The 22,924-nt window shown below is 38.3% G+C and carries 24 protein-coding genes; 15 read left to right on the top strand and 9 right to left on the bottom strand.

Features of this window, described 5'->3' with window-relative positions; all coding sequences use genetic code 11:
- Positions 1-13: 13 nt before the first annotated feature.
- Positions 14-295 (top strand): 4a-hydroxytetrahydrobiopterin dehydratase, encoded by a 282-nt coding sequence (locus SJY23_RS09485; RefSeq protein WP_396596146.1) that lies wholly within the window; start codon positions 14-16, stop codon positions 293-295.
- A 140-nt stretch (positions 296-435) separates the two neighbouring features.
- Positions 436-1,164 (top strand): YebC/PmpR family DNA-binding transcriptional regulator, encoded by a 729-nt coding sequence (locus tag SJY23_RS09480; RefSeq protein ID WP_396596145.1) that lies wholly within the window; start codon positions 436-438, stop codon positions 1,162-1,164.
- A gap of 69 nt (positions 1,165-1,233) precedes the next feature.
- On the opposite strand, the gene SJY23_RS09475 is transcribed toward SJY23_RS09480, so the two are convergent.
- The gene (locus tag SJY23_RS09475; protein ID WP_396596144.1) at positions 1,234-2,262 is read right to left on the bottom strand and encodes a hypothetical protein; all 1,029 of its coding nucleotides are present in this window, start codon (positions 2,260-2,262) and stop codon (positions 1,234-1,236) included.
- Between the two features lie 344 nt (positions 2,263-2,606).
- Between SJY23_RS09475 and SJY23_RS09470 the strand changes: the two genes are divergently transcribed.
- The 9 genes from SJY23_RS09470 to SJY23_RS09430 all read left to right on the top strand — a co-directional run bounded on the left by SJY23_RS09470 (position 2,607) and on the right by SJY23_RS09430 (position 10,461).
- On the top strand, positions 2,607-2,777 hold the full coding sequence (locus SJY23_RS09470; RefSeq protein ID WP_160164946.1) for a hypothetical protein: 171 nt from the start codon (positions 2,607-2,609) through the stop codon (positions 2,775-2,777).
- Between the two features lie 83 nt (positions 2,778-2,860).
- Complete coding sequence (locus SJY23_RS09465; RefSeq protein WP_396596143.1) at positions 2,861-4,252, top strand: arginine decarboxylase; 1,392 nt, start codon at positions 2,861-2,863, stop codon at positions 4,250-4,252.
- Positions 4,253-4,364: 112 nt separating this feature from the next.
- On the top strand, positions 4,365-5,294 hold the full coding sequence (gene speB, locus SJY23_RS09460) for an agmatinase (protein ID WP_396596142.1): 930 nt from the start codon (positions 4,365-4,367) through the stop codon (positions 5,292-5,294).
- Positions 5,287-6,261: a deoxyhypusine synthase family protein gene (locus SJY23_RS09455; protein ID WP_396596141.1), complete on the top strand. Its 975-nt coding sequence runs from the start codon at positions 5,287-5,289 to the stop codon at positions 6,259-6,261. The genes speB and SJY23_RS09455 overlap by 8 nt, the downstream gene beginning before the upstream one ends.
- Positions 6,262-6,299: 38 nt before the next feature.
- Positions 6,300-6,605 (top strand): hypothetical protein, encoded by a 306-nt coding sequence (locus SJY23_RS09450; protein ID WP_396596140.1) that lies wholly within the window; start codon positions 6,300-6,302, stop codon positions 6,603-6,605.
- Between the two features lie 162 nt (positions 6,606-6,767).
- Positions 6,768-7,067 carry a hypothetical protein gene (locus SJY23_RS09445; RefSeq protein ID WP_035334124.1) on the top strand — a complete coding sequence of 100 codons (300 nt, stop codon included), beginning with the start codon at positions 6,768-6,770 and terminating at the stop codon, positions 7,065-7,067.
- 133 nt (positions 7,068-7,200) lie between these two features.
- The gene (locus tag SJY23_RS09440) at positions 7,201-8,262 is read left to right on the top strand and encodes a pyridoxal-phosphate dependent enzyme (protein ID WP_396596139.1); all 1,062 of its coding nucleotides are present in this window, start codon (positions 7,201-7,203) and stop codon (positions 8,260-8,262) included.
- 60 nt (positions 8,263-8,322) lie between these two features.
- Complete coding sequence (locus SJY23_RS09435; protein ID WP_396596138.1) at positions 8,323-9,396, top strand: DUF1611 domain-containing protein; 1,074 nt, start codon at positions 8,323-8,325, stop codon at positions 9,394-9,396.
- 3 nt (positions 9,397-9,399) lie between these two features.
- Positions 9,400-10,461 (top strand): mandelate racemase/muconate lactonizing enzyme family protein, encoded by a 1,062-nt coding sequence (locus tag SJY23_RS09430; protein ID WP_396596137.1) that lies wholly within the window; start codon positions 9,400-9,402, stop codon positions 10,459-10,461.
- Positions 10,462-10,632: 171 nt separating this feature from the next.
- Here SJY23_RS09430 and SJY23_RS09425 read toward each other — a convergent pair whose 3' ends face one another.
- The 4 genes from SJY23_RS09425 to lon form a co-directional block, all read right to left on the bottom strand.
- Positions 10,633-11,022, bottom strand: coding sequence for a DUF4345 domain-containing protein (locus SJY23_RS09425; RefSeq protein ID WP_396596136.1), 390 nt, complete (start codon positions 11,020-11,022; stop codon positions 10,633-10,635).
- Positions 11,023-11,028: 6 nt separating this feature from the next.
- Complete coding sequence (cmk, locus tag SJY23_RS09420; RefSeq protein ID WP_396596135.1) at positions 11,029-11,724, bottom strand: (d)CMP kinase; 696 nt, start codon at positions 11,722-11,724, stop codon at positions 11,029-11,031.
- A gap of 251 nt (positions 11,725-11,975) precedes the next feature.
- A complete protein-coding gene (porQ, locus tag SJY23_RS09415) occupies positions 11,976-12,992 on the bottom strand; it encodes a type IX secretion system protein PorQ (protein WP_396596134.1) in 1,017 nt (338 codons plus the stop codon).
- Between the two features lie 158 nt (positions 12,993-13,150).
- Positions 13,151-15,604 (bottom strand): endopeptidase La, encoded by a 2,454-nt coding sequence (gene lon, locus SJY23_RS09410; protein WP_396596133.1) that lies wholly within the window; start codon positions 15,602-15,604, stop codon positions 13,151-13,153.
- A 383-nt stretch (positions 15,605-15,987) separates the two neighbouring features.
- Here lon and SJY23_RS09405 point away from each other — a divergent pair, with 383 nt between their 5' ends.
- The 4 genes from SJY23_RS09405 to SJY23_RS09390 are packed head-to-tail and all read left to right on the top strand — an operon-like array spanning position 15,988 to position 18,884.
- A complete protein-coding gene (locus SJY23_RS09405) occupies positions 15,988-16,497 on the top strand; it encodes an RNA polymerase sigma factor (RefSeq protein ID WP_081804612.1) in 510 nt (169 codons plus the stop codon).
- Positions 16,466-17,026, top strand: coding sequence for a hypothetical protein (locus SJY23_RS09400; protein ID WP_396596132.1), 561 nt, complete (start codon positions 16,466-16,468; stop codon positions 17,024-17,026). Before SJY23_RS09405 ends, SJY23_RS09400 begins: the two co-directional genes overlap by 32 nt.
- 19 nt (positions 17,027-17,045) lie before the next feature.
- Positions 17,046-18,134 carry a hypothetical protein gene (locus tag SJY23_RS09395; protein ID WP_396596131.1) on the top strand — a complete coding sequence of 363 codons (1,089 nt, stop codon included), beginning with the start codon at positions 17,046-17,048 and terminating at the stop codon, positions 18,132-18,134.
- 24 nt (positions 18,135-18,158) lie between these two features.
- Positions 18,159-18,884 (top strand): head GIN domain-containing protein, encoded by a 726-nt coding sequence (locus SJY23_RS09390; RefSeq protein ID WP_396596130.1) that lies wholly within the window; start codon positions 18,159-18,161, stop codon positions 18,882-18,884.
- A gap of 72 nt (positions 18,885-18,956) precedes the next feature.
- Here the strand turns inward: SJY23_RS09390 and SJY23_RS09385 are convergent, their stop codons facing one another.
- The 4 genes from SJY23_RS09385 to SJY23_RS09370 form a co-directional block, all read right to left on the bottom strand.
- Entirely contained in the window at positions 18,957-19,796 is an 840-nt protein-coding gene (locus SJY23_RS09385) for a GIN domain-containing protein (protein ID WP_396596129.1), read from the bottom strand.
- A gap of 97 nt (positions 19,797-19,893) precedes the next feature.
- Entirely contained in the window at positions 19,894-20,952 is a 1,059-nt protein-coding gene (locus SJY23_RS09380; protein ID WP_396596128.1) for a hypothetical protein, read from the bottom strand.
- A gap of 66 nt (positions 20,953-21,018) precedes the next feature.
- The gene (gene mscL, locus SJY23_RS09375; RefSeq protein ID WP_035334148.1) at positions 21,019-21,453 is read right to left on the bottom strand and encodes a large-conductance mechanosensitive channel protein MscL; all 435 of its coding nucleotides are present in this window, start codon (positions 21,451-21,453) and stop codon (positions 21,019-21,021) included.
- Between the two features lie 107 nt (positions 21,454-21,560).
- Positions 21,561-22,877 carry an MFS transporter gene (locus tag SJY23_RS09370; protein WP_396596127.1) on the bottom strand — a complete coding sequence of 439 codons (1,317 nt, stop codon included), beginning with the start codon at positions 22,875-22,877 and terminating at the stop codon, positions 21,561-21,563.
- Between the last annotated feature and the right edge of the window lie 47 nt (positions 22,878-22,924).

Here is a 22,924-nt window from a genome sequence, read left to right as displayed (position 1 = left end):
TAAAAACAAGCATATGAAACTTACAGACGATCAAATCAAGAATAGACTAGAAGATTTTCCAGACTGGGAGTATGACGATAACGCGATACACACCACGATAGAGTTTGAGAACTTCCGCGAGGTGTTTGCAACCATGACGCGCATTGCCTTTGAGTGTGAGAAAATGGACCATCACCCTACCTGGACAAATACATATAATGAGCTAGAAATCTCTCTTAACACACACGATGCAGATGGTGTTACAGAAAAGGATTTTGACCTTGCAGCGGCTATAGATGATATTTTAGGCGCATAAAAGACTATAAATTTTAAAGAAATCAACCGATTTCATATTTTTACCGCGGTCAATACTATTTGTATTGATCGCGTTTTTAATTATACGATTACTAAAAAAGAGATTTTTGCTTACGCGAAAATATCTATTACTATATATACATGGGAAGAGCATTTGAGTTTAGAAAAGCACGTAAAATGAAGCGCTGGAGCGCAATGTCTAAAGCATTTACACGCATAGGTAAGGATATTGTAATGGCCGTTAAAGAAGGTGGTCCAGATCCAGACTCAAACTCAAGACTGCGTGCGGTAATACAGAATGCTAAGGCGGTAAACATGCCTAAGGATAATGTAGAACGCGCTATTAAAAGAGCCTCAGATAAGAGTCAAGGCGATTATAAAGAAGTAATCTTTGAAGGGTATGCACAACACGGTATCGCCATACTTGTAGAAACTGCTACAGATAACAATACACGTACGGTAGCAAACGTGAGAGCAGCTTTTAATAAATGTGACGGTAACCTAGGTACTTCTGGGTCTGTAGTATTTATGTTTGATCACACTTGTACTTTCCGCGTAAATGCAGAAGGGCAGGATGTAGAAGAGATAGAACTTGAGTTTATAGATTTTGGTGCCGAAGAAGTTTTTGAAGACGAAGACGGGATACATATCTACGCCCCTTTTGAGAGCTATGGAGCGATACAAAGCGCCCTTGAAGAAAAAGGAATCGAAATCTTAGAATCTGGTTTTGACCGTATACCTCAAGTGACTAAACAACTTACTCCAGAACAAGAGGCAGATGTAAACAAGCTTATCGACAAGCTGGATGAAGATGATGATGTGCAGAATGTGTTTTCAACTATGCAAGCAAGCACAGAGGAAGAAGAGTAAAAGATATAACACATAAAAAAATCCCTCAAGATTTCTCTTGAGGGATTTTTTTATGGATTTATGAGACTACTACTCCTGGTATAAATACAAAGATGAAGCGCCTTCTAATTCGTTGTTTACAGTTGGAGTAAGATCTCCTCCAGCTTCTACATTTGCAAATGCAAGTACTCTACCACCTGCGTTTGCTCTCTCAGCAATATATACAACGTCGTTTGCTGCATCATACTCTGCTGCTACTGGATTACCTAAAAAGGTAGCTGCTCCTGCTACACGTACTTGGTTTCCTGCTACTGCAAGAGTTTCTCCGTTTGCTACGGCAGCAAATTTAGATTCAAAGTTTGAAATCACGTGAAAACCACCATCTGTATCTGATGCTGCATCTCCTACATCTGTAAGAATCATTGTACCATTGCTCTCTGCAATACCGTGTGTTCTTACGATACCTTCTATAGTAATTCTCTTAGTAGGTGTGATTGCCGCATCTGCTGTATTTGTAGCTGTAAAGTTTGCAAATACTGCTACGTCAGATGTTTTATCTACTACAGCATAGAGGTTATCTCCTACAAACTCAATTCCCCATAAGGCAAAATCAGTAGTTACTGTGTTTCTTAGAGTAAATTCGCCATTTGTTTTCTGGAAAATAAATATTCTACCGTCTGCAGTGTCTGGGTTTCCATCTACGTCTGCGTTATCTGCAACAACATAAAGATTACCATTAACAGCAAGATCACGTGGACTTACTAAAACTGCATTACTACTTAAAGTGGCAGTAAGATTAATACCCGCAGTTGAAAGAAGCACGTTTCCATAAGCATTTAATTGTAATCCTGATCTAGATGCTTGAGTTACCTCATCACTAGAACCGTCATAATAAATACCCTCTGCATCTGTAGAAACAGTTCCAAAGCTAGCAGCTGTAATATTTGATGTGTCTCTCACATCATACACTGTTACATCACCATCACTATTACTTGATGCATAAAGTTCTGCACGTGAATCTGCAGTTACGACAGTTGATCCTCCTTCATCATCAGATGAACAGCTAGCAGCTACTAATGCTGCTCCTAATAGTAATCCACAAATTTTTAATGATTTCATAAACGTAATTTTAAGTTAAATTGATTATTGTTTGGGATATGTACGCTGAAAAGGGTTTGAAAGGTTTTCTAAAAAGATAAGATTAACACAGTTTAACGATTAACACCCCTGCTGTGATATTTCTTGAAAGACTATAATTTCTTCATCTAAGGAGTTTTTCACGGCAGTGGATAGCTCATAATCACAAAATTACACGTCATTTTTGTTTGTCAAAAAGTACACACCAAACTTTTAAAGGTTAAATATTTGTTAATTACTTGACAAGCTATTTCACCAATTGAAATTTGAGTTTATGTTTGCTGCGCAAAATAAGTTTGATCAATCAAGCTTATTGCCTACTCTTAATGAAAAACAATTTCATATTCGGGCTTAGGATGATTACAAGATTTAATCCAACAGCTGCTCAAAGATTTGAGAACCGAGTATTCTGGCCGTCTTGTACCATCAATATCGCTCTAAAGCGTCTAGAGGAATTTGCATTCTCTCCATTTACCGTTTTTATTTTCCGTATCTGAGGTTCATAGACTTAACCATTTCTTAAAGGAGATACCTTTCCTATTTCTATACCTTTTTTACCTTTCATTTTTAAAATAAACCAATGAAGACCAAGTACATTGATCTCATCGAGCAAACGTATTATTTCCCACAAGAGGAATTTAATCTCAACAAAAACCATCTTGAGTTTCACGGCATTGACCTAATGAAACTTGTAGAGCAATATGGTGCACCACTTAAGTTTACTTATTTACCTAAAATCTCTGATAACATACAGCGAGCAAAAAAATGGTTTGCAGATGCTATCGAGGCAAATGGTTATGAAGGAAGCTATAACTACTGCTACTGTACAAAAAGCTCACACTTTAAGCATGTACTCAATGAGGCGTTGTCTAATAATATCCACATCGAGACTTCGTCTGCATTTGACATAGATATCGTAGAGAGCTTAAAGGCTGCTGGAAAAATCACAGACGACACCTATGTAATAAGTAATGGTTTTAAACGTGATAGATACGTAGAAAACATCGCTCGCCTAATTAACAATGGTCATAAAAATGCAATTCCAGTAATTGACAATTATGAGGAGATAGAACTACTAAGCAACCAGATCAATGGTAAATTTAAAGTAGGTATTCGTATCGCATCTGAGGAGGAGCCTAAGTTTGAATTCTACACCTCAAGACTTGGAATAGGATATAAAAACATTGTTCCATTCTTTAATAACCAGATCAAAAATAACGAGAAAGTTGAGCTTAAGATGCTTCACTTCTTTATAAATACAGGTATACGCGACACCGCATATTACTGGAACGAGCTCATGAAGTGTATTAAAGTGTACATTAATCTTAAAAAGATTTGTCCGTCACTTGATAGCTTAAACATAGGTGGAGGTTTCCCTATAAAGAACTCACTTGCTTTTGAGTATGATTATGCATACATGATTAATGAGATCATTGCACAAATCAAACAGGCTTGTGATGATGCAGATGTAAAAGTGCCACATATTTTTACTGAGTTTGGCAGCTTTACTGTTGGTGAAAGCGGTGGAGCTATTTATGAAGTACTTTACCAAAAGCAACAAAACGACCGCGAGAAGTGGAACATGATTAACTCTTCATTTATCACAACATTACCAGACACCTGGGCTATAAATAAACGTTTTATCATGCTAGCGGTAAATCGCTGGAATGAGGAATACGAGCGTGTATTATTAGGAGGTCTTACCTGTGATAGTGATGACTATTACAACAGTGAGCAGCATATGAACGCGATTTATATGCCTAAGTACAAAAAGGACAAACCACTTTACATAGGTTTCTTTAATACAGGAGCATATCAAGAGTCTATAGGAGGTTTTGGCGGACTGCAACACTGCCTTGTTCCTTCTCCTAAGCACATCCTCATTGACCGCAATGAAGATGGAGAGATTACCACAGAAATATTTGCAGAGCAGCAGACTAGTGATCAATTGCTAGGCATTTTAGGGTATTAAACACGCTTTCGCGAAAGCAAAACAAAAAATATTAAATAAATTATATAACCACTAACAGTAACAACACCGAGAAAACAACATTCTCACTTTACATCTAACATCTAGTATCACCATGAAAACGTACGCAGGCATACCACAAGAATATGCAGGAGCTGAAAAAGCTAAAATTGTTTTACTCCCTGTCCCTTACGACGGAACTAGTACTTGGGGCAAAGGAGCCGACAAGGGTCCTGAAGCATTTTTACATGCTTCTGAAAATATGGAGCTTTACGACATAGAAACTGAAAGCGAAGTTTACAAACAAGGGATACACCTTGCAGATCCTATCACAGAAAATGCATCACCAGAAGCAATGGTGGAAGCTGTGCACAAGATGGTAAAGAAAAACATTAAACGTAACAAGTTTGTTACCATGTTTGGTGGAGAGCATTCTGTATCCATAGGTGCGATACGCGCATTTAATGAGACTTTTGATAACCTCACAGTATTACAACTAGACGCACATGCAGATTTACGTGAGTCTTATGAAGGCTCTACTTGCAATCACGCATGCGCTGTGTATGAAGCAAACCAAACTACAAATCTTGTACAAGTAGGAATACGTAGTATGGATGCCATAGAAAAAACAGTGATGAATGAAGACAATGTCTTCTTTGCTCACGAGATGGCAACAGATGATTACTGGATGGACAATGCGATTGAGGCAATGACAGAAAATGTATATGTAACATTTGATCTAGATGCCTTTGACCCATCTGTACTTCCTGCTACAGGAACTCCAGAACCTGGAGGATTATTCTGGTATGAAACGCTAGACTTCTTACGTCGCGTGTTTGCAGAGAAGAATGTTGTAGGCTTTGATATTGTAGAACTTTGTCCTAATGGAAATAGTAAACCATCTGAGTTTGCAGCAGCAAAATTATACTACAAAATGCTTAGCTATAAGTTTGAGCAAGAAAATGCTGAAGAAGAATATGAAGTAAGCGGATTACAAGAAAAGAGTAAAAAAATTAATCAAGAAGACGACGACTATAATGACTAATAAAGGAGCAATATCACAATTTATTGAGAAGTACTATCTACACTTTAACTCTGCTGCGCTAGTAGATGCTGCCAAAGGGTATGAAGCTCAACTAGAAAAGGGATCAAAAATGCTTGTTTCCCTTGCTGGAGCAATGAGTACTGCAGAGATAGGAAAAATCTTTGCAGAGATGATACGCCAGAAAAAAGTGCATATTATCTCATGTACAGGTGCAAACTTAGAAGAAGACATCATGAACCTAGTGGCTCACAGCCACTACAAGCGTGTACCTAACTATAGAGATCTTACTCCTCAAGATGAGTGGGATTTACTAGAAAAAGGACTTAATCGTGTTACAGATACGTGTATTCCAGAAGAAGAAGCTTTCCGTCGTATTCAAGAACATATTGTAAAGATATGGCAAGAAGCAGAGGCTGCTGGTGAGCGTTATTTACCGCATGAGTACATGTATAAATTATTACTTTCTGGAGTATTAGAGCAATACTACGAGATAGACATTAAGGATAGCTGGATGTATGCAGCTGCAGAGGCAAACTTGCCTATTATCTGTCCAGGTTGGGAAGATAGCACTATGGGTAACATCTTTGCGAGCTATGTGATGAAAGGCGAACTTAAAGCCACAACTATGAAGTCGGGCATTGAGTACATGACATTCCTCGCAGACTGGTATACAGCAAACTCAGAAAAAGGAATAGGTTTCTTCCAGATAGGTGGAGGTATTGCTGGTGATTTTCCTATTTGTGTAGTGCCTATGCTTTACCAAGATATGGAGCGCACAGAAACTCCTTTCTGGAGCTATTTCTGCCAGATAAGTGACTCAACTACAAGTTATGGATCTTATTCTGGAGCTGTACCTAATGAAAAAATCACTTGGGGAAAACTAGATATGGATACTCCTAAATTTATCATCGAGAGTGATGCGACTATTGTAGCGCCATTAATTTTTGCTTACCTGTTAGATATGTAATTAAGGTGTCTCAACACATCTTTAATAAGAAACGCACAATGAGAAAACCAAGCAACCTAAGACGCGTCATTGTAGACTATACAAAGCTCAATGACGATATATTAAACTTACTAGTAGCAAAGTATCCAGATGGATATGAGTCTCATCATATTATCTCTTTTAAAAATGCTCAAGGTGAGATGGTAGATTGTGTAGAAGTAACTACAGAAGACACCTTATACCTTGTTAAAGTAAGTAAGCGCCTTGTTGTGGCGATGGAGGACTTTGACCAAGATGAATATGATGATGATGACAATCTAGATCTCGATATAGAAGATGAAGATCAAGAAGAACGAGAGGACTAAAAATAATTGCAATTATTTAAAAAAATTGCAACTCCTTTTGTAACATTCTTATCTCCCACTACGTATAAGCTATAGGGTAAAATCCTAGATTGGGAAATCTATTCAATAGTGGTCGCACACGCGGCACTTTTAAATTAACAACAATTTTTAATTTACACTATTATGAAAACAATTTTTATTGCCCTTTTTACAGCGGTAACACTTGCACTTAACCTACAAACAGATAATGTAACAGCTACATTTACAGGGTATGCAGATGGCTCTTATTATTTTGAAGATGCAGATGAGCTTACACATTCTTTTGATGCAATAAGCGAGACTGCAGCAACGCAGTACGACCTTACTACAGACGCGTACAAGGGAAAAACTTTCAAAGTATCTTTTACTTCAACGACAGAGGTAAATGAAGATGACGAGGAGTATGAAGTACTTTCTATTACTGCTCTTGAGTTAATCAAATAAGCTCAATAACCTTATAACCATAGGGCAGTTGGTCATACCTTCTGCCCTATTTTTATGGATTTGATGTACGCTTTCGCGAAAGCGGTATTCCCTCCACACCAAGTAGTACTCCACAAGTTTAAGTTTTAAAATTATGAATCTTAAAGACGGTGTAAAATCATCAGATAATAAAGTATCCTCAGAAGCGATGGCACTTAGTCTGTTTGTAAAAGACACCACAAAATCACTTACAGACCGTTTAGAATCTTACGAAGACATTATCAACTTAGAAGTAGGTGATACAGGTCTAACAAGAGCAAAATCTCTTGAACGTGAGTTTGACATTAGACAGTTATACATCAAATACGAAGGTGATAACCCTACGGGAACACAAAAAGATAGAATTGCCTTTGCACAAGTATATGATGCCCTGCGTAGAGATTTTCATACCATGTCACTCGCCACTTGCGGTAACTACGGTGTCGCAGTTGCACTTGCTGCAAAGTTAAGCGGAATTGCTTGTAACATATACATTCCAGAATCTTATCACACAGATCGTGTTGTAGAGATGGAACGTCTGGGAGCTACGATTTTTAGACTACAAGGTAGTTATGAGGATGTAGTAACTGCTAGTAGTAAACTAGCACAAGAACATGAATGGTATGATGCAAACCCTGGAGGTGCAAATACACCGCTACAGATATCTGCATACTCACAAATTGCTGTAGAGATTGTAGATGAGCTGGGTGATGCGCCACAGTATTGTGCTGCTCCAGTATCTAATGGGACATTATTTGCTGGGATTTATAGAGGCTTTGTGAGTTTATACAAACGAGGTAAAACCTCTCGCATTCCTAAAATGATTGCAGCTTCTTCTACAGGTAAGAATCCTATTATTCAATCTCATAAAGAAGGACTAGACCACTGTCGTGATCTTGATCCAGATAAGATTAAAGAAACTAAGTACAATGAGCCACTTATAAACTGGCACAGCTTTGATGGAGAGGAAGCTCTGTATGCTATCCAGCAATCTGATGGTAAAGCATTTAACATTAGTGATAAAAAAATGCGAGAGATGAGTACGCTCCTACTCAAAAAAGAGGGATTACGCATTCTTCCTGCATCAACTGCTGGGCTTATCGCTCTCTTAGAAATTGATGAAAAAGAAAACCTCGCTCCAGATCGTTTTGTAGCAGTACTTACCGCAAAAAATTAACTACTACCAGCAGTCGCTGGATATAACTTTAATACATACCTGTTTAGTCAGGACACATATATGAAAAAATCAATAGATGGAAATGCTCTTGTATACTGTCAAGGCGCTTTTAACACTCCAAACGGAAAAACTGCTCACGGCTTAGTGCGCTTTACAGAACGTTATAATGTCGTGGGAATTATAGATAGTACGTATACTGGCAAAGATGCTGGCGAAGTGCTGGACGGGAAACCTAATGGAATACTAATTTTTGAAAACATCGAGACTGCTATTTCATCATTACAAGGCGAAAAAGAGTTTCCTAAATCACTTGTGATCGGTCTTGCGCCTGATGGTGGGCGTCTTCCTAAGGAAGCAAGAGCAACTATTGCAACAGCGATTAAACAAGGCTGGAATATCGATAGTGGTCTGCATGATTTCCTTACTAATGATGAGCATCTTGTAGCGCTTAGCAAAGAGTACAATATCCAAATACGTGACGTGCGTAAAACTCCAGATCGCGACACCCTTCATTTTTTCTCTGGCGAAATAGAAAAAGTAAACTGCCTTAAGATTGCTGTTTTAGGTACAGATAGCGCTATTGGTAAACGCACAACCTCATGGTTAATCGTACACGGACTGCGCAACGGCGGAAAAAAAGCGGAGATGATTGGTACCGGTCAAACTGCGTGGATGCAAGGAGCAAAATACAGCATGGTAATGGATAGCTGCATTAACGACTTTGTGTCTGGAGAGATAGAACACGCAGTAGTGAGTGCATACAATAATGAGCAACCTGATGTAATCGTGATAGAAGGCCAAGGAAGTCTTATGAACCCAGCATACCCTGGAGGTTTTGAAATCCTTGCGGCTGGAAGACCAGATTATGTAATCTTACAACACGCTCCTACACGTCTGGAATATGATGGATTCCCTGGCTATAAATTGCACTCATTACAAGAGCAGATTAATGCCATCGAGGTAATCTCTGGCAAGAAGGTCATTGCGGTGACAGTAAACCACGAGAATATGACACCAGAACAAATTGAACCAGCTTGTAAAGCAATTACAGACGAGATAGGCCTTCCCGCTTTTGATGTACTTGCTCATGGCGTAGAAGGCTTAATAAAGGTTCTTGAAAAACACATTAAATAATCCATGAAAATCACAAACGTTAGTTATGAGCGTCTAGAACTTACACTCACTGCACCTTATACGATTGCTTATGAGACTGTATCGCAGGCAACTAATTTTATTCTCAAAATAGAGACAGACAGCAACATCATAGGTTTAGGTTGCGCTGCTCCAGATCTTGAGGTAACTAAGGAAACTGGTGATGATGTGGCTAGAGCGCTAGACCTTGTGATCATTCCATATCTTAAAGGTAAAAATGCACTCAACTATGCGCGCATTTTAGATGAGTTAAAACCACTGCTCAGCGTTATCTCCTCTGCGCTGGCGATGGTGGACATGGCGTTGCTAGACATTGCTTCAAAAAAGATGAATGTGCCGCTTTATCAATTTTTAGGCGGTTATCGTGATAGTATTGCAACGAGTATTACAATAGGTATTTTAAGTGTAGAAGAGACTTTGAAGCAAGCTCAAGAATATGTAGACCAAGGATTTACAATAATTAAGCTGAAAGGAGGATTATCGCTAGAGGAGGATGTAGAAAAAATACACCGCTTGCGCGAAAATCATCCACACCTCACCCTACGTTTTGATGGAAACCAAGGCTACACCGTAGCGCAGGCTGTGACATTTGTTGAAAAAACAAGAGCGTCTCGCATAGAGATACTCGAACAACCTACCCTAGTCGCAGACGAAGAAAAACTAGGAGAAGTAACGAGAAAAGTTCACATCCCAGTTATGGCAGATGAGAGTTTAAAATCACTGAAAGATGCTTTTAGACTTGCTCAAAACAGCCGTATGAATATGGTAAATATCAAGATTCAAAAAGTAGGTGGCATTATGGAAGCAATGCATATCAACTCTGTAGCGAGAGCTGCTGGACTAGAAGCAATGATAGGCTGTATTGACGAGTGTAGACTTGGCATTTCCTCAGGATTGCACTTTGCATTATCTCGTCCTAATACAGTGTATGCAGATCTTGATGGACATCTAGATTTTGAGAATGATCCTTTTAAAGGATTGTTTAGCCTAGAGAAAGGAATCTTAAGACCTAATGGAAAAGCTGGCTTGGGATTGAGTGATTTTTAGGGAATAAATCTAACTGTAAAAATAAGCGTCTATTGTGATTCATACTTATCACGGTAGACGTTTTTCTTATATTGAGATTTACAAATAAGCAGCAACTTATCAATCACTTAAAGATTGATCGTATTGATTATTCGGATTATGTCATAATTGTCAAGTATCAATTGGTAAATATCATTCTTCAATATCATAAAACCTAAGATTCCATAAACCCCACCACATCATGACAGCTTCGGCTATCATTCCTGCGCCGTATTGTGGTGACCATCCGTCTAGTATGGTGCTGACTAACCTACCTCCTGCGAGACCACCCATAAATAGTACATTTACTATGGTTGCAGATTTCCAGTGGTTTTTATTAATAATACCATATATCCAATAACCACCAAAGGCAATGTAGATTCCCATGATTGCTCTAAAAATATTCTTGAGCTCTAAGTCTTGAACTTCAAAACCAAAAATGTAAGGGAGTATAACACTGGGATGCGCTCCATAAACAAATGACATGGCTATCACAATACATGCAGATAGCGCTAGTTGTAAATTTTTAGGGAGCCTAGACATTATGGATTAAACAAGACGCTTTGCTATACGATCTTTTGCCAGTTGTAAGATAGTATGAAACTGATCTTCAATATTAGTTTCTGTATTGTCTATCTCAATAGCATCGGCTGCTTTTACGAGTGGAGAATCTTCCCGAGTAGTATCTATGTGATCTCGCTCTACTACGTTAGAAAGTACTGCCTCATAACTCACTTTATCACCTCTTTCTACAAGTTCATTGTAACGACGTTTTGCACGCTCCTCTGCACTAGCAGTCATAAAAATTTTAAGCTCGGCTTGAGGAAATACTACGGTACCTATATCACGACCATCCATCACGATTCCTTTTTCTTCTCCCATGCGTTGCTGTTGCTCTACAAGTTTAGCACGCACTTCAGATATAGTAGCTATAGGGCTCACAAAGGAAGAAACCTCGAGGGTTCTGATGTACTTCTCGACACTCTTGCCATTAAGACAAACCTCTGCTTTTCCAGAAGCGGTATCTCTTGTAAATGAAATCTCGATATCATCAAGTCGCTTTACTAAAGATTCTTTGTCAAAAAAACCATCAGAGATAAGGCTGTTTTCCATTGCATATAGGGTCACTGCGCGATACATCGCACCCGTATCTACATAAATGTATTCTAGCCACTCCGCAAGTTGTTTGGCTACTGTACTTTTTCCTGTGGATGAATATCCGTCTATGGCAATGGTAATTTTCAAGAGTATGTATTTTACACAAAAATAGGAAAACGTATGCTAGTGCTTACCATATAGATTTAAAGATTATTTCTACTAGTATAGATGAGCATACTCGCTTCTTTAAATAGAAGAAAGCGACACCATGACTCGCTAGCCCCGATTGCAATGAAAATCCCGCAGTGTAGCGATAGCGCAACGAGGAATTGTAATGAAAAGCGGGAAACCACCTTGCAAATATGCTCAAAATGGACTGCTCCTAAAGTTGAAAAGAATTATTGTAAATCGATGCCTAGACCAAAGAAACTACTAGCAGCGGCACTGTTATAACGAGCATATGCATAATTGAAACGCATCTTGTTAATCTTGATCCCAAAGCCTGCACTGATACCCGCAAAACTACGCTGATTGACAATACGCAACTCCTCACTCCTACGGAAGTTGTAGCCCAGTCGTACGTTAAAACCTCCTTTAGGAAACAACTCTACGCCCACGATCGCGTGACGTATTACGTTATCAAGAAGTCCTATCTTTTCTGTGGTGGTATTGCCGTCAAGATCTGTGGTACCTCTAGCTTCATTCTCAAAAGCGATGTTCCATAATTGCAGGTTTTCTAGCGTCACGTGCCAGCGTATAGGCACGTTAGGTAATATCTGAGAAATACCAGCATCAATCTCTAGCGGAAGCTTCTCAAAAGTATCTACATAAGGTGTAAACTGAGTTCCTATATTGCGTACTACCACGGCCGCATTAAGATCCCAATCTTCATAATTATAGGTAAGTCCAAGATCTACCGCTCCTCCCGCCGAAGAATACTCGGCTAGTGTGGAGGTGATTAATTTTACATTTGCACCTACATAAAAATCTGAGTACGGAATATTAATCGCATAACCCAATGAAAGCGATGCCTCACTACCACCAAAATCTCCTGTAGCATTCCCATTCTCATCCCTACCATCAAAGGTTCCATAATTTACGTAAGTGATTCCCGCATGCAAGACTTGCGTGCGTCTATCCCATAAATAGGCATAAGAGGCGGTACCGTAATTGATATCTGCCAGATAGTTTACATAGTTTACAGAAAGCTGATTATCCATCCTGTAATTAATGTTGGCTGGATTATAGAGCGCAGAGTCTGGGTCGTAATCGTAGTTTGTAATGATTTTCCCTCCTAAAGCAGCTTGTCTAGGTGATGACATCAAGTTGAGAAACTGATAGGTAGCACGTCCCCCTAACTGGCTATATGCCGTTAGTGAACACGTAAACAACAATAAAAAGAAGCTCTTTTTCATTAATCAGTACTGCATCATGATACTTAACGATTGCAATGATAGTATATTTTGAGAGGGATGGGAAATAATTAGAACTATAGGATAAATAAAAAGGGAAACTCGTGATGAGTTTCCCTTTTTATGGTTTAACGCTTTCTCGAAAATTTGATAAACTATCCTTAAGCTAGTTTTTTTGCATTTTTTACTTTTTGCTTAGTAAGTGCTAGTTCTAACACCTCGCTCATGTCACTTACGTAGTGAAATGTTAAGCCCTTTAAGTAGTCTTGTTTGATCTCTTCTATATCGCGACGGTTCTGCTCACATAAGAGTATCTCCTTAATTTTAGCACGCTTTGCTGCAAGAATCTTTTCTTTGATTCCTCCTACTGGTAGTACTTTACCTCTTAAGGTAATCTCACCCGTCATCGCTAGATTTTTCTTCACTTTACGTTGTGTGAATAAAGAAACTAAAGACGTAAGCATAGTAATACCTGCACTAGGTCCATCTTTAGGAGTGGCTCCTTCTGGTACGTGAATGTGTACATTATACTTATCAAAGATGGTAGGCTCTAACCCTAGAATCTCGGCATTTGCTTTAATGTACTCCATCGCTATGGTAGCACTTTCTTTCATCACTTTACCTAAGTTTCCTGTGATAGATAGTGTCCCCTTACCTTTTGATAAAGCAGATTCTATAAATAAGATATCGCCTCCTACTCTCGTCCATGCAAGACCAGTAACTACTCCGGCAACTTCGTTATTCTCATACTTGTTACGTTCCATTTTTGGAGAGCCTAGTATCTCGATAACATCTTCATTAGATATTTTCACATTGTACTCTTCTTCCATCGCGAGATTTTTTGCCCCGTAACGCACCATTTTTGCAACTTGCTTTTCTAGGCCACGTACTCCAGATTCTCTTGTATATCCTTCTACAATTTTTTCTAGTTGTGGCTTAGCTATTTTAAGTTGGTCATCTGTCATACCATGCTCTTTAAGCTGCTTAGGTAGTAAGTGACGTTTTGCAATCTCTGTCTTCTCTTCAATCGTATATCCAGTAACGTTTATAATCTCCATACGATCTAGCAAAGCTGGTTGTATGGTATTTAAACTATTTGAAGTAGCGATAAACATCACTTTAGAAAGGTCATACCCCATCTCAAGGAAGTTATCGTGAAACTCACTATTCTGCTCTGGATCTAGTACCTCAAGTAATGCAGATGATGGGTCTCCCTGGTTTCCTGCGCTTAATTTATCTATCTCATCAAGTACAAAAACTGGGTTGCTAGTTCCTGCCTTACGCAAGCTCTGGATAATACGTCCAGGCATTGCTCCTATATATGTCTTTCTGTGACCGCGTATTTCAGACTCATCACGCATTCCACCTAGACTTACTCTTACGTACTCACGCCCTAATGCTTCTGCAACAGATTTTCCTAGCGAGGTTTTACCTACACCTGGAGGTCCGTATAAACATAAAATAGGCGACTTCATATCATTACGTAATTTTAGTACCGCTAGGTATTCTATAATACGTTTCTTCACATCATCAAGACCATAATGATCACGGTCTAGAATCTTCATCGCGCGTTTTAAATCAAATTTATCTTTAGAGAACTCATTCCAAGGAAGGTCTAAAAATAAATCAAGATAATTGCGCTGTATGCTATACTCAGCTACCTGAGGATTCATGCGTTGCATTTTTGAAAGCTCCTTATTAAAGTGCTTCTCAACTTTTGCATCCCACTTCTTTTTCTTTGCACGTACACGCATTTCTTCTAGATCATCCTCAGAGCTTGCCCCTCCCAGTTCTTCTTGGATAGTCTTCATTTGCTGGTGCAAGAAATACTCACGCTGCTGCTGGCTCATGTCATTTTGAACCTTGCTCTGGATATCATTTTTGAGCTCTAGCTTCTGGCGCTCCATATCCATAAACTTAAGCGTCTCAAGTGCTCGCATATGCAAGTCGTCTATGTTAAGAAGCTCTTGCTTCTCTGCAACAGAGAGGTTCATGTTTGAACTCACAAAGTTGATTAAGAAAGAATCACTCTGGATATTCTTAATTGCAAAGGAAGCCTCTGAAGGTATATTTGGAGAGTCCTGGATAATCTTAAGCGACAATTCTTTTATAGAATCGATAACTGCTTTAAAACCTTGATCTCCTGCTTCTGGGCGTACTTCTACATATTCCTTAATAGTAGCCTTCATATAAGGCTCTACCTGCGTTACTTGATCTACCTCAAAGCGTTTTTTACCTTGTATGATAACTGTAACATTACCGTCAGGCATTTTAAGCACACGTAAAATACGTGCTACTACACCTACTTTATGAATATCATCTGCAGTTGGATTTTCTACTTCTTCATCCTTTTGCGCCACTACTCCTACTACTTTCCCTCCCTTATTTGCTTCATCAATAAGCTTTATAGAAGTATCTCTTCCTGCCGAAATAGGAATAACTACTCCAGGAAAAAGCACCGTATTACGTAAAGGTAAAATAGGCAAGCTTTCTGGAAGCTCCTCGTTATTAATTGCCTCCTCATCTTCTGGAGTCATTAACGGGATTAATTCTGCATCTCCATCTATCTCTTGCAGTGACAATCTGTCTAATGTTGTAAATTTTGGTTTTGCCATATATAATGTGTGCCACAATGTCGCATATTCCTATGCGCCCTGTGGATGTATAACTATTAGTATTCTCTTTAAATATAGCGAGTTTAGCCTATTATAAGATAATGGATACCCTCACTGTAGGCTTTAATTCAATTGTTGTGCCAAGCGAGTACTTTGCTTTCGCGAAAATTTGAAGAAACAACACAAATGCGCGTTCTTTATCTATAATGTAATTATCTACTTGTATTAGAGCGATTCAAGATAATGTTATAAAATTTTCACAAAAGTGTAACAAAGAAATAAAACACGCATCTTTACTATAGAATGAACCAAAAGTGAATTTTACCAACCATCAAATAACCGAATTAATAACACTGTGCCAGCAAGGTAATCAGGGTGCTCAAATGGAGGTGTATAACCGCTACTATAAAGCGATGTACAATACTTCGCTACGCATTGTGAAACACGAAGCAGAGGCAGAAGATATTATGCAAGAGTCCTTCTTGAGTGCTTTTACAAAGCTGGATAGTTATAAAGGTGAGGCATCCTTTGGGAGTTGGTTAAAACGTATTGTGGTAAACAACAGCCTCAATGCTTATAACAAAGGAAAGAAGCTCGATGAGACACCGCTAGAAGATCATTTATATAAAATAGAAGATGATGCAGAAGGTGTGAGTGAGGTAGACCTCACAAGTGTGAGAGCACAAGAAGTCGTTCATGCTATGAGTATGCTTAAAGATAATTATAGACAATCACTGTCTTTACATCTTATAGAAGGTTATGACTACGAGGAAATGAGTGAGATTATGAATGTAAGCTATGCAAACTGTAGAACCATGGTGTCAAGAGCAAAAGACAGCTTACGAAAACTATTAAACAATAATGAAAAAGGAACCTATAGATCAAGTATTTAAACGTCTGGAAGGACGCCTGGATACCGCTGCACCTAGTGCAGATCACAAAGCTAATTTTCTAGCAAAATTACAGGCGCAAGCTACAGAAGATATTCCTGCAAAGGACACAAAAACGATACAATGGATGCGACCGCTGTTTATTGCAGCGAGTGTGATTCTTCTTGCAGGATTAATGTTTACACAGTTTAACGCTACACCTAAAGCTAAGGAACTCGCAGATGTTTCTCCAGAAATGGAAAACACGCAAGATTTCTTTACAAAAACAATAGAACGTGAGCTCTTTGAGATTAAGGAGAACATGAATCCAGAAAACCAAGCCATGGTTATGGATGCCATAAAACAACTTGAAATCTTAGAGAAAAACTATGATGATTTAAAGAAAGACCTTTCTGAAAGTGGAGAAGACAAGCGTGTGATTTACGCAATGATAGATAACTTCCAGAATAGAATTGACCTCCTACAGCATGTAGTAGAACAAATGGATGCCATCAAAGAATTAAATGCTATTGAAAAAGCCGTAACGCTATAGTTACTCAAATTATAAACTTATGAAAACGAAAATAATACAACTCTTACTTATAGTGCTCATGATCCCTTCTATCATGATGGCCGCAAGTGTAGATCCTCAGGGGAAATACACTAAGGAAAAGAGAATCAAAAAGGAATATACTGTAAACCCAGATGTAAAACTAGTGATTGACAATAGCTACGGAAATGTCAATATGGTGAGCTGGAACGAAGATAGAATCGTCATTGAAGTTCTAGTAAGGACTAATGGTAATGACGAGGATCGTGTAAAAGAAAAACTAGACGAGATTGATGTCAATTTTGAAGGATCAAGTAGCTATGTGAGCGCAAAAACAAATTTTGAAAAAAGCAGTAGTAGATCATGGTGGAACAGCTGGAAGAACAGCAATGTAAACATGGAAATCAACTATACCATTAAACTTCCAGCAACTAGTGTGGTAGATGTAAGCAATGATTATGGAGGTATAAACATAGACCGCCTAGAGGGTAATGCAAAAATAAATTGTGACTATGGGAAAATCACGATAGGCGAACTGCTAGCAGAAAATAACTACCTCAACTTTGATTATACTAAGAACAGCACCATAGGTTACATGAAAAGTGGACGCATTAATGCAGACTACTCAAGCTTCTTCTTAGAAAGAGGTGGAGATATTGAACTTAATGCAGATTATAGTAAATCTGAATTTGGACGTATTGAAAACTTAAACTACAACTGTGACTATGGCTCTGTAATTACTGGAGACACTAAAGATATTATAGGTCGAGGAGATTACATCTCTGCAAAAATTGGAGTGGTTCACGGAGATTTAAATATCAATGCAGATTATGGAAGTATACGTATAGAGGAGCTGGCAAGTGATGCTGGAGACATCGCTATACAAAGTGACTACACCGGTATTAAAGTGGGTTATAATCCTCAATACAGCTTTACGTTTGCTATTAAACTCGAGTATGCTGGATTAAGCGGTAAGGAAGATCTAACTTTTAATAAGGAGCGTATAGAATCTTCAGACAAGTATTATGAAGGATATAGAGGGAACTCTAATACTAATAATCACGTAAACATCAACTCAGAATATGGTGGTGTTACTTTATTCAAAAACTAATAATCAATCATCAAAACAACAATTATGAAAAAATTAATCGCACTCAGTTTTATTCTTTTAGCAAGTACACAAATCCATGCGCAATGGTGGGGAAAGGGAGTAAAAGGTAATGGTCAAGTAGAAACCGAAACACGCAACGTAGGTGAATATGACGAGATAAGCATTGCAGGTTTCTTTGACGTGACACTCGTTGCAGGTAATGAAGGAGAAATCACATTACAAGGAGAAAGTAACTTACTAGATTATGTTGAAACAGAAGTAAACGGCGATAGACTTACTATCAAAGTTCAAAACAAGCAAAATCTAAAGACGAGCTACGGAAAGGATATTAAAATTAAAATTCCTTTTAGAGATTTAGATCGTGTATCATTATCAGGATCTGGGGAGATTATGAGTGATGATGTAATCAAAGCAAATACTTTTGAGGTTTCTGTCTCAGGTTCTGGAGATGTTGCTCTTATTGTGGAGGCAAATCGCACAGAGAGTCGCGTTACAGGATCTGGTGATCTTATTCTCAAAGGCTACACAAAAGACCATACTGTAAAAGTTACTGGATCTGGTGATATAGAAGCAGGACGTTTTAAAGCAGAAATGGTAGATGCTCAGGTAACTGGATCTGGTGACATACGCGTAGCTTGTGAAAAAAGTATCAAAGCCCGTGTAACTGGGTCTGGAGATATTGAGTATCTGGGCAATCCCACAAAGCAAGACACTAAGGTTTCTGGATCTGGAGATATTACAAGAGGATAGATTTTAAACTCTTCTTTATAACAAAAAAATGCCCTCTTATTAGGGCATTTTTTATTGACTTATGGAATACAACTATTCCTCTTTCTTTAAGATTTTTGAAGTTCCTGTAAAACGTTCTATCGTTAATTTAGGTTCACCATATACTTGAAGTTGTGCTTTATCTGCAAGATCTACAACAATCTCTTGATCTGCAGTTACAATTGTTGTTGTGCTTCCTGCGCCTATTACATTAATCACATCTGTATTAAAAGTTTGGGCTCTACACTCTGCATTATCTTTTAAATCAAGCGTTACCGTTTGAGCATTTCCCATTAACTCTAGGTCTGTTCTTTCAGATGCTGAGAGCGTGAATTTTTTAGTGTTGATATCTGCTTTCGCGAAAGCGTTATCTGTAACACTCACAGTCAGATCATCTCCCATATAATCCATCTCTATTTTTGAATTTGAATTTGCCGTTATGGTAGCTTGGGTTGCTTTTATCTCCCCTTGAAACTGGCTATCATCTAGAAAGTTTCCTGTAAAAGAATCTGCTTTAAGAATGGATTGCGCCTTCACTTTACTCTTAGCATCTAGACTTACAGAATTGAGCGTAACAAAACGCACGGTAATATTAAGACGTTTTGCACTTCTGATATCTTTTCTAGCCGAAACTAACAATAGACTATCACGCACATCAAAGCTTATGAGTTCTATAAGGTTATCATCCATCTCAAGATCATAGCCTGGTTGAGAATCTGCTATAAGTGTTACTTCTAGACCATCTGTTACTTTAATATCTGTAAATGGGCGTAATACTTCAGATACATCTTTCACATTTCTACTTCCTTTTACTCGCTCCCTTTGAGCGCTTACAGTCGCAGTCACAAACATGAGCATAGCAATAGCTATACCTTTCATATATAATTTTTTCATAGAATTAAATGTACAATAAATGAGCCATCATTAATAACAACACATAAAAAAAGCATCTGATTACAGATGCTCTTTAAAATAATGTCGTTTATAGATATTAATAGACAATGTTAATCACTCCGTCTACTGTGAGTACTTCTTCGTCATCTGAATTTGTAAAGGCTCCAGAAAAAGTTCCTACGATTGTAGTACCATCGTTTGCAGTGATATTATTTACAAATGGAGTCGTCGCTTCTATAGATGGTGTGTGCACAACACCTCCTACTGTTAGAATCGTATTTTGCATCACATTATCTCCTGTTTGTTCTAGCACGATATCAAATTTAAAGGTATCTCCCCTATCCATGTCTGTGCTCACTACGCTTAGTAAAGAACCATTTATGGAAACATTCGTTGTATTAAAGTTTATAAACTCGCCTCCTACGGTTCCTTGTACAAAGCCATCTCGCGCTGGTGACGAGCAATCTCCTAAGTCTTCTAGAATAGCTGTAAGACTTCCATCTTCGTCTCCACATGCAGCTATTTCTTCTTCTAATGCTGCCGTATAGATTTGGCATGCAGCTATCAATGCATCTTCATCCTCTGTATCTACCGCATTAAATTCTTCTTGCGCTACTAATGTAGCTTCTTGTGCAGCGGCACAATCACCTCCGCAATTTAGAGAATCAATAGTCAATTGGATATTACCATCTGCATCACCGCAAGCAGCTATCTGAGCAGATAAGGCGTTGCTATATGCAACACAAAGTTGCTCTTCATTATCACTACTAGCATTACTAAAAGCTGCCAAAGCAACGTTTGTGGCTACTCTAGCTTGTAAACACGGGTCTGCTGTTGAGCAGTCGCCTAGACTTGTAAGCATTGATTGTAGTTCTCCAGAGGAGTCTCCACAAACTGCTATAGTTGCCTGCAAGGCAATCGAGTATGCTTCACAAGCCTGAGCATAATTTGAAGCAGTTGCTCCAGAAAATGTAGCCTGCGTTACAGCCAGAACATCAAACGCTGTCTGACATTCTTCACTATCGGGATCTATCGCATCAGGATCAGAGCCATCACCTGTAACGCTAAAAACCCCTTCTAGAGGTTCGTCATCACAAGAGGTCACCGTCACGGCAATCATCATTATAAATAAAAATAAAACGTGTAGTTTTTTCATCGTAGTAGGAATTTCTAAATCTGAAACACAAACATAATCAAATTATTGGACTGTTTTGTGCTTAGGTTATGAGCCATTGCGAGCCTTTAGCAACTTATTTTGCTCTTGCATAAGATGTTCAATATTTGAAAGGAGCTCAATATTTTTAGGAGTTTTTTCTTCTGTATTTTTAGGATCTTCTGCTTTATCCTTAAATCTATTTATTCCTTTAATCACTACAAAAATGGTAATTGCGATTACCAAAAAATCTATGGACACCTCTATAAGCTCTCCATAACCTATTGCTATCTCTGTCACTTCCCCTTCGGCTGCACGTAAAAGGTATTTTCTATCAGATAGGTTTATACCATCTGTTAGTAACGAAAGTGGTGGCATCACTACTTTTTTTACAATAGTATTTACCACATTATTAAAAGCAGTACCTATAATAATACCTACTGCCATGTCAATCATGTTACCCTTAATCGCAAAATTTTTGAATTCTTGAATAAATCCAGCCATAACTATCTCTTATATGCCGTAGCAACTTAAATATTGAATAATAAACTTTAAAGAAACCCAACTACTTCTAAGAATGGGATTTTTCTACGCTTTCGCGAAAGCGTAACCTATGTAATTACCGTTCTGTCTTTAGGCACTCGAAGTAATAGCAAGACACCTGCTGCAAAAAATAAAATTAAAAACACAATCGAATAGCGCATGCTTCCAGTAAGTTCCTCTATGAAACCATATAGAAACATACCGATGATGATCCCTATTTTCTCAGCAACATCATAAAAGCTGAAGTATGAGGTGGTGTCCTCTGTTTCTGGTAAAAACTTAGCATAGGTAGATCGTGATAGTGATTGTATACCTCCCATTACTAAACCTACAAACCCAGCAGTAATGTAAAATTGGAACGGCGTATATACAAAGTATGCCCAGCCACAAATTACAATCCAGATAATATTAATAATTACCAATGCCTTTATATTACCCACACGCGCCGAAAGTCTTGAAGTAAGTATCGCTCCCAGCACTGCTACAAGTTGTATTAAAAGTATACTTACAATTAATCCGGTCGTGCGCTCGCTGTCACTACCCCACTCTAGTTCTTGCTCTCCAAAATATGCTGCAGCAAGCATCACTGTCTGTACGGCCATACTGTATACAAAGAAGGCGATAAGATACTTTTTAAGACGTAGTTGGTCTTGCATAGACGACCAAATAGCTCTTAACTCCTTAAATCCATTAAAGAACACATCTTTGGTAAGCTTTCCTTGTGCTTGATTTCCTTGAGGCAAATAGGCGTAGGTATACTGACTAAAACCTATCCACCAGACTCCAGTAAGAACAAATGATAAACGTGTGGGGAAACCTTCGTCTTCAAAACCAAATGTTTCATACCCAAGTATCATTGCTAGACAAACTACAAGTAGCAGCACGCTACCTATGTACCCTAGGGAATATCCCTTTGCACTTATCTTATCATGCTGCTCCGGATGCGCAATATCTGGCAAGTATGAATTGTAAAAAACTAGACTTCCCCAGAAACCTATAAGTCCCAATGCGTATAACGTAAGACTCAAGTATATATGCTCAAGGCTAAACCAGTATAAACCTATTGTAGAGAAAGCTCCTAGATAGCAAAAGAGTTTTAAAAAGAATTTCTTATTGCCCAGATAATCTGCCACTCCAGAGAGAATAGGAGAAATAATAGCTACTATTAAAAAGGCAACCGCTGTGGTATAAAATATAAGCGGGCTACGACGCAGCATCATCCCAAAAACTTCAATCTCTTCTATACCGGCTCCTCTAAAAAGAGCTCCATAAAATAATGGAAATATAGCAGATGCAATGACAAGACTGTAGGTGGAGTTTGCCCAGTCATAAAATGCCCAAGCATTTAATAATTTCTTGTCACCTTTTTTGAGTTGTTCTTTCATAGTACTAAAATAAAAAAGCTGTGCGAGTGCACAGCTTTTTAAACTAT

The organism is Dokdonia sp. R86516 (assembly GCF_044596715.1).
In the GTDB taxonomy this organism is placed as follows: domain Bacteria; phylum Bacteroidota; class Bacteroidia; order Flavobacteriales; family Flavobacteriaceae; genus Dokdonia.
The sequence above is the reverse complement of the archived record's forward strand: the minus strand, read 5'-3'. Positions and strand labels throughout refer to the sequence as shown.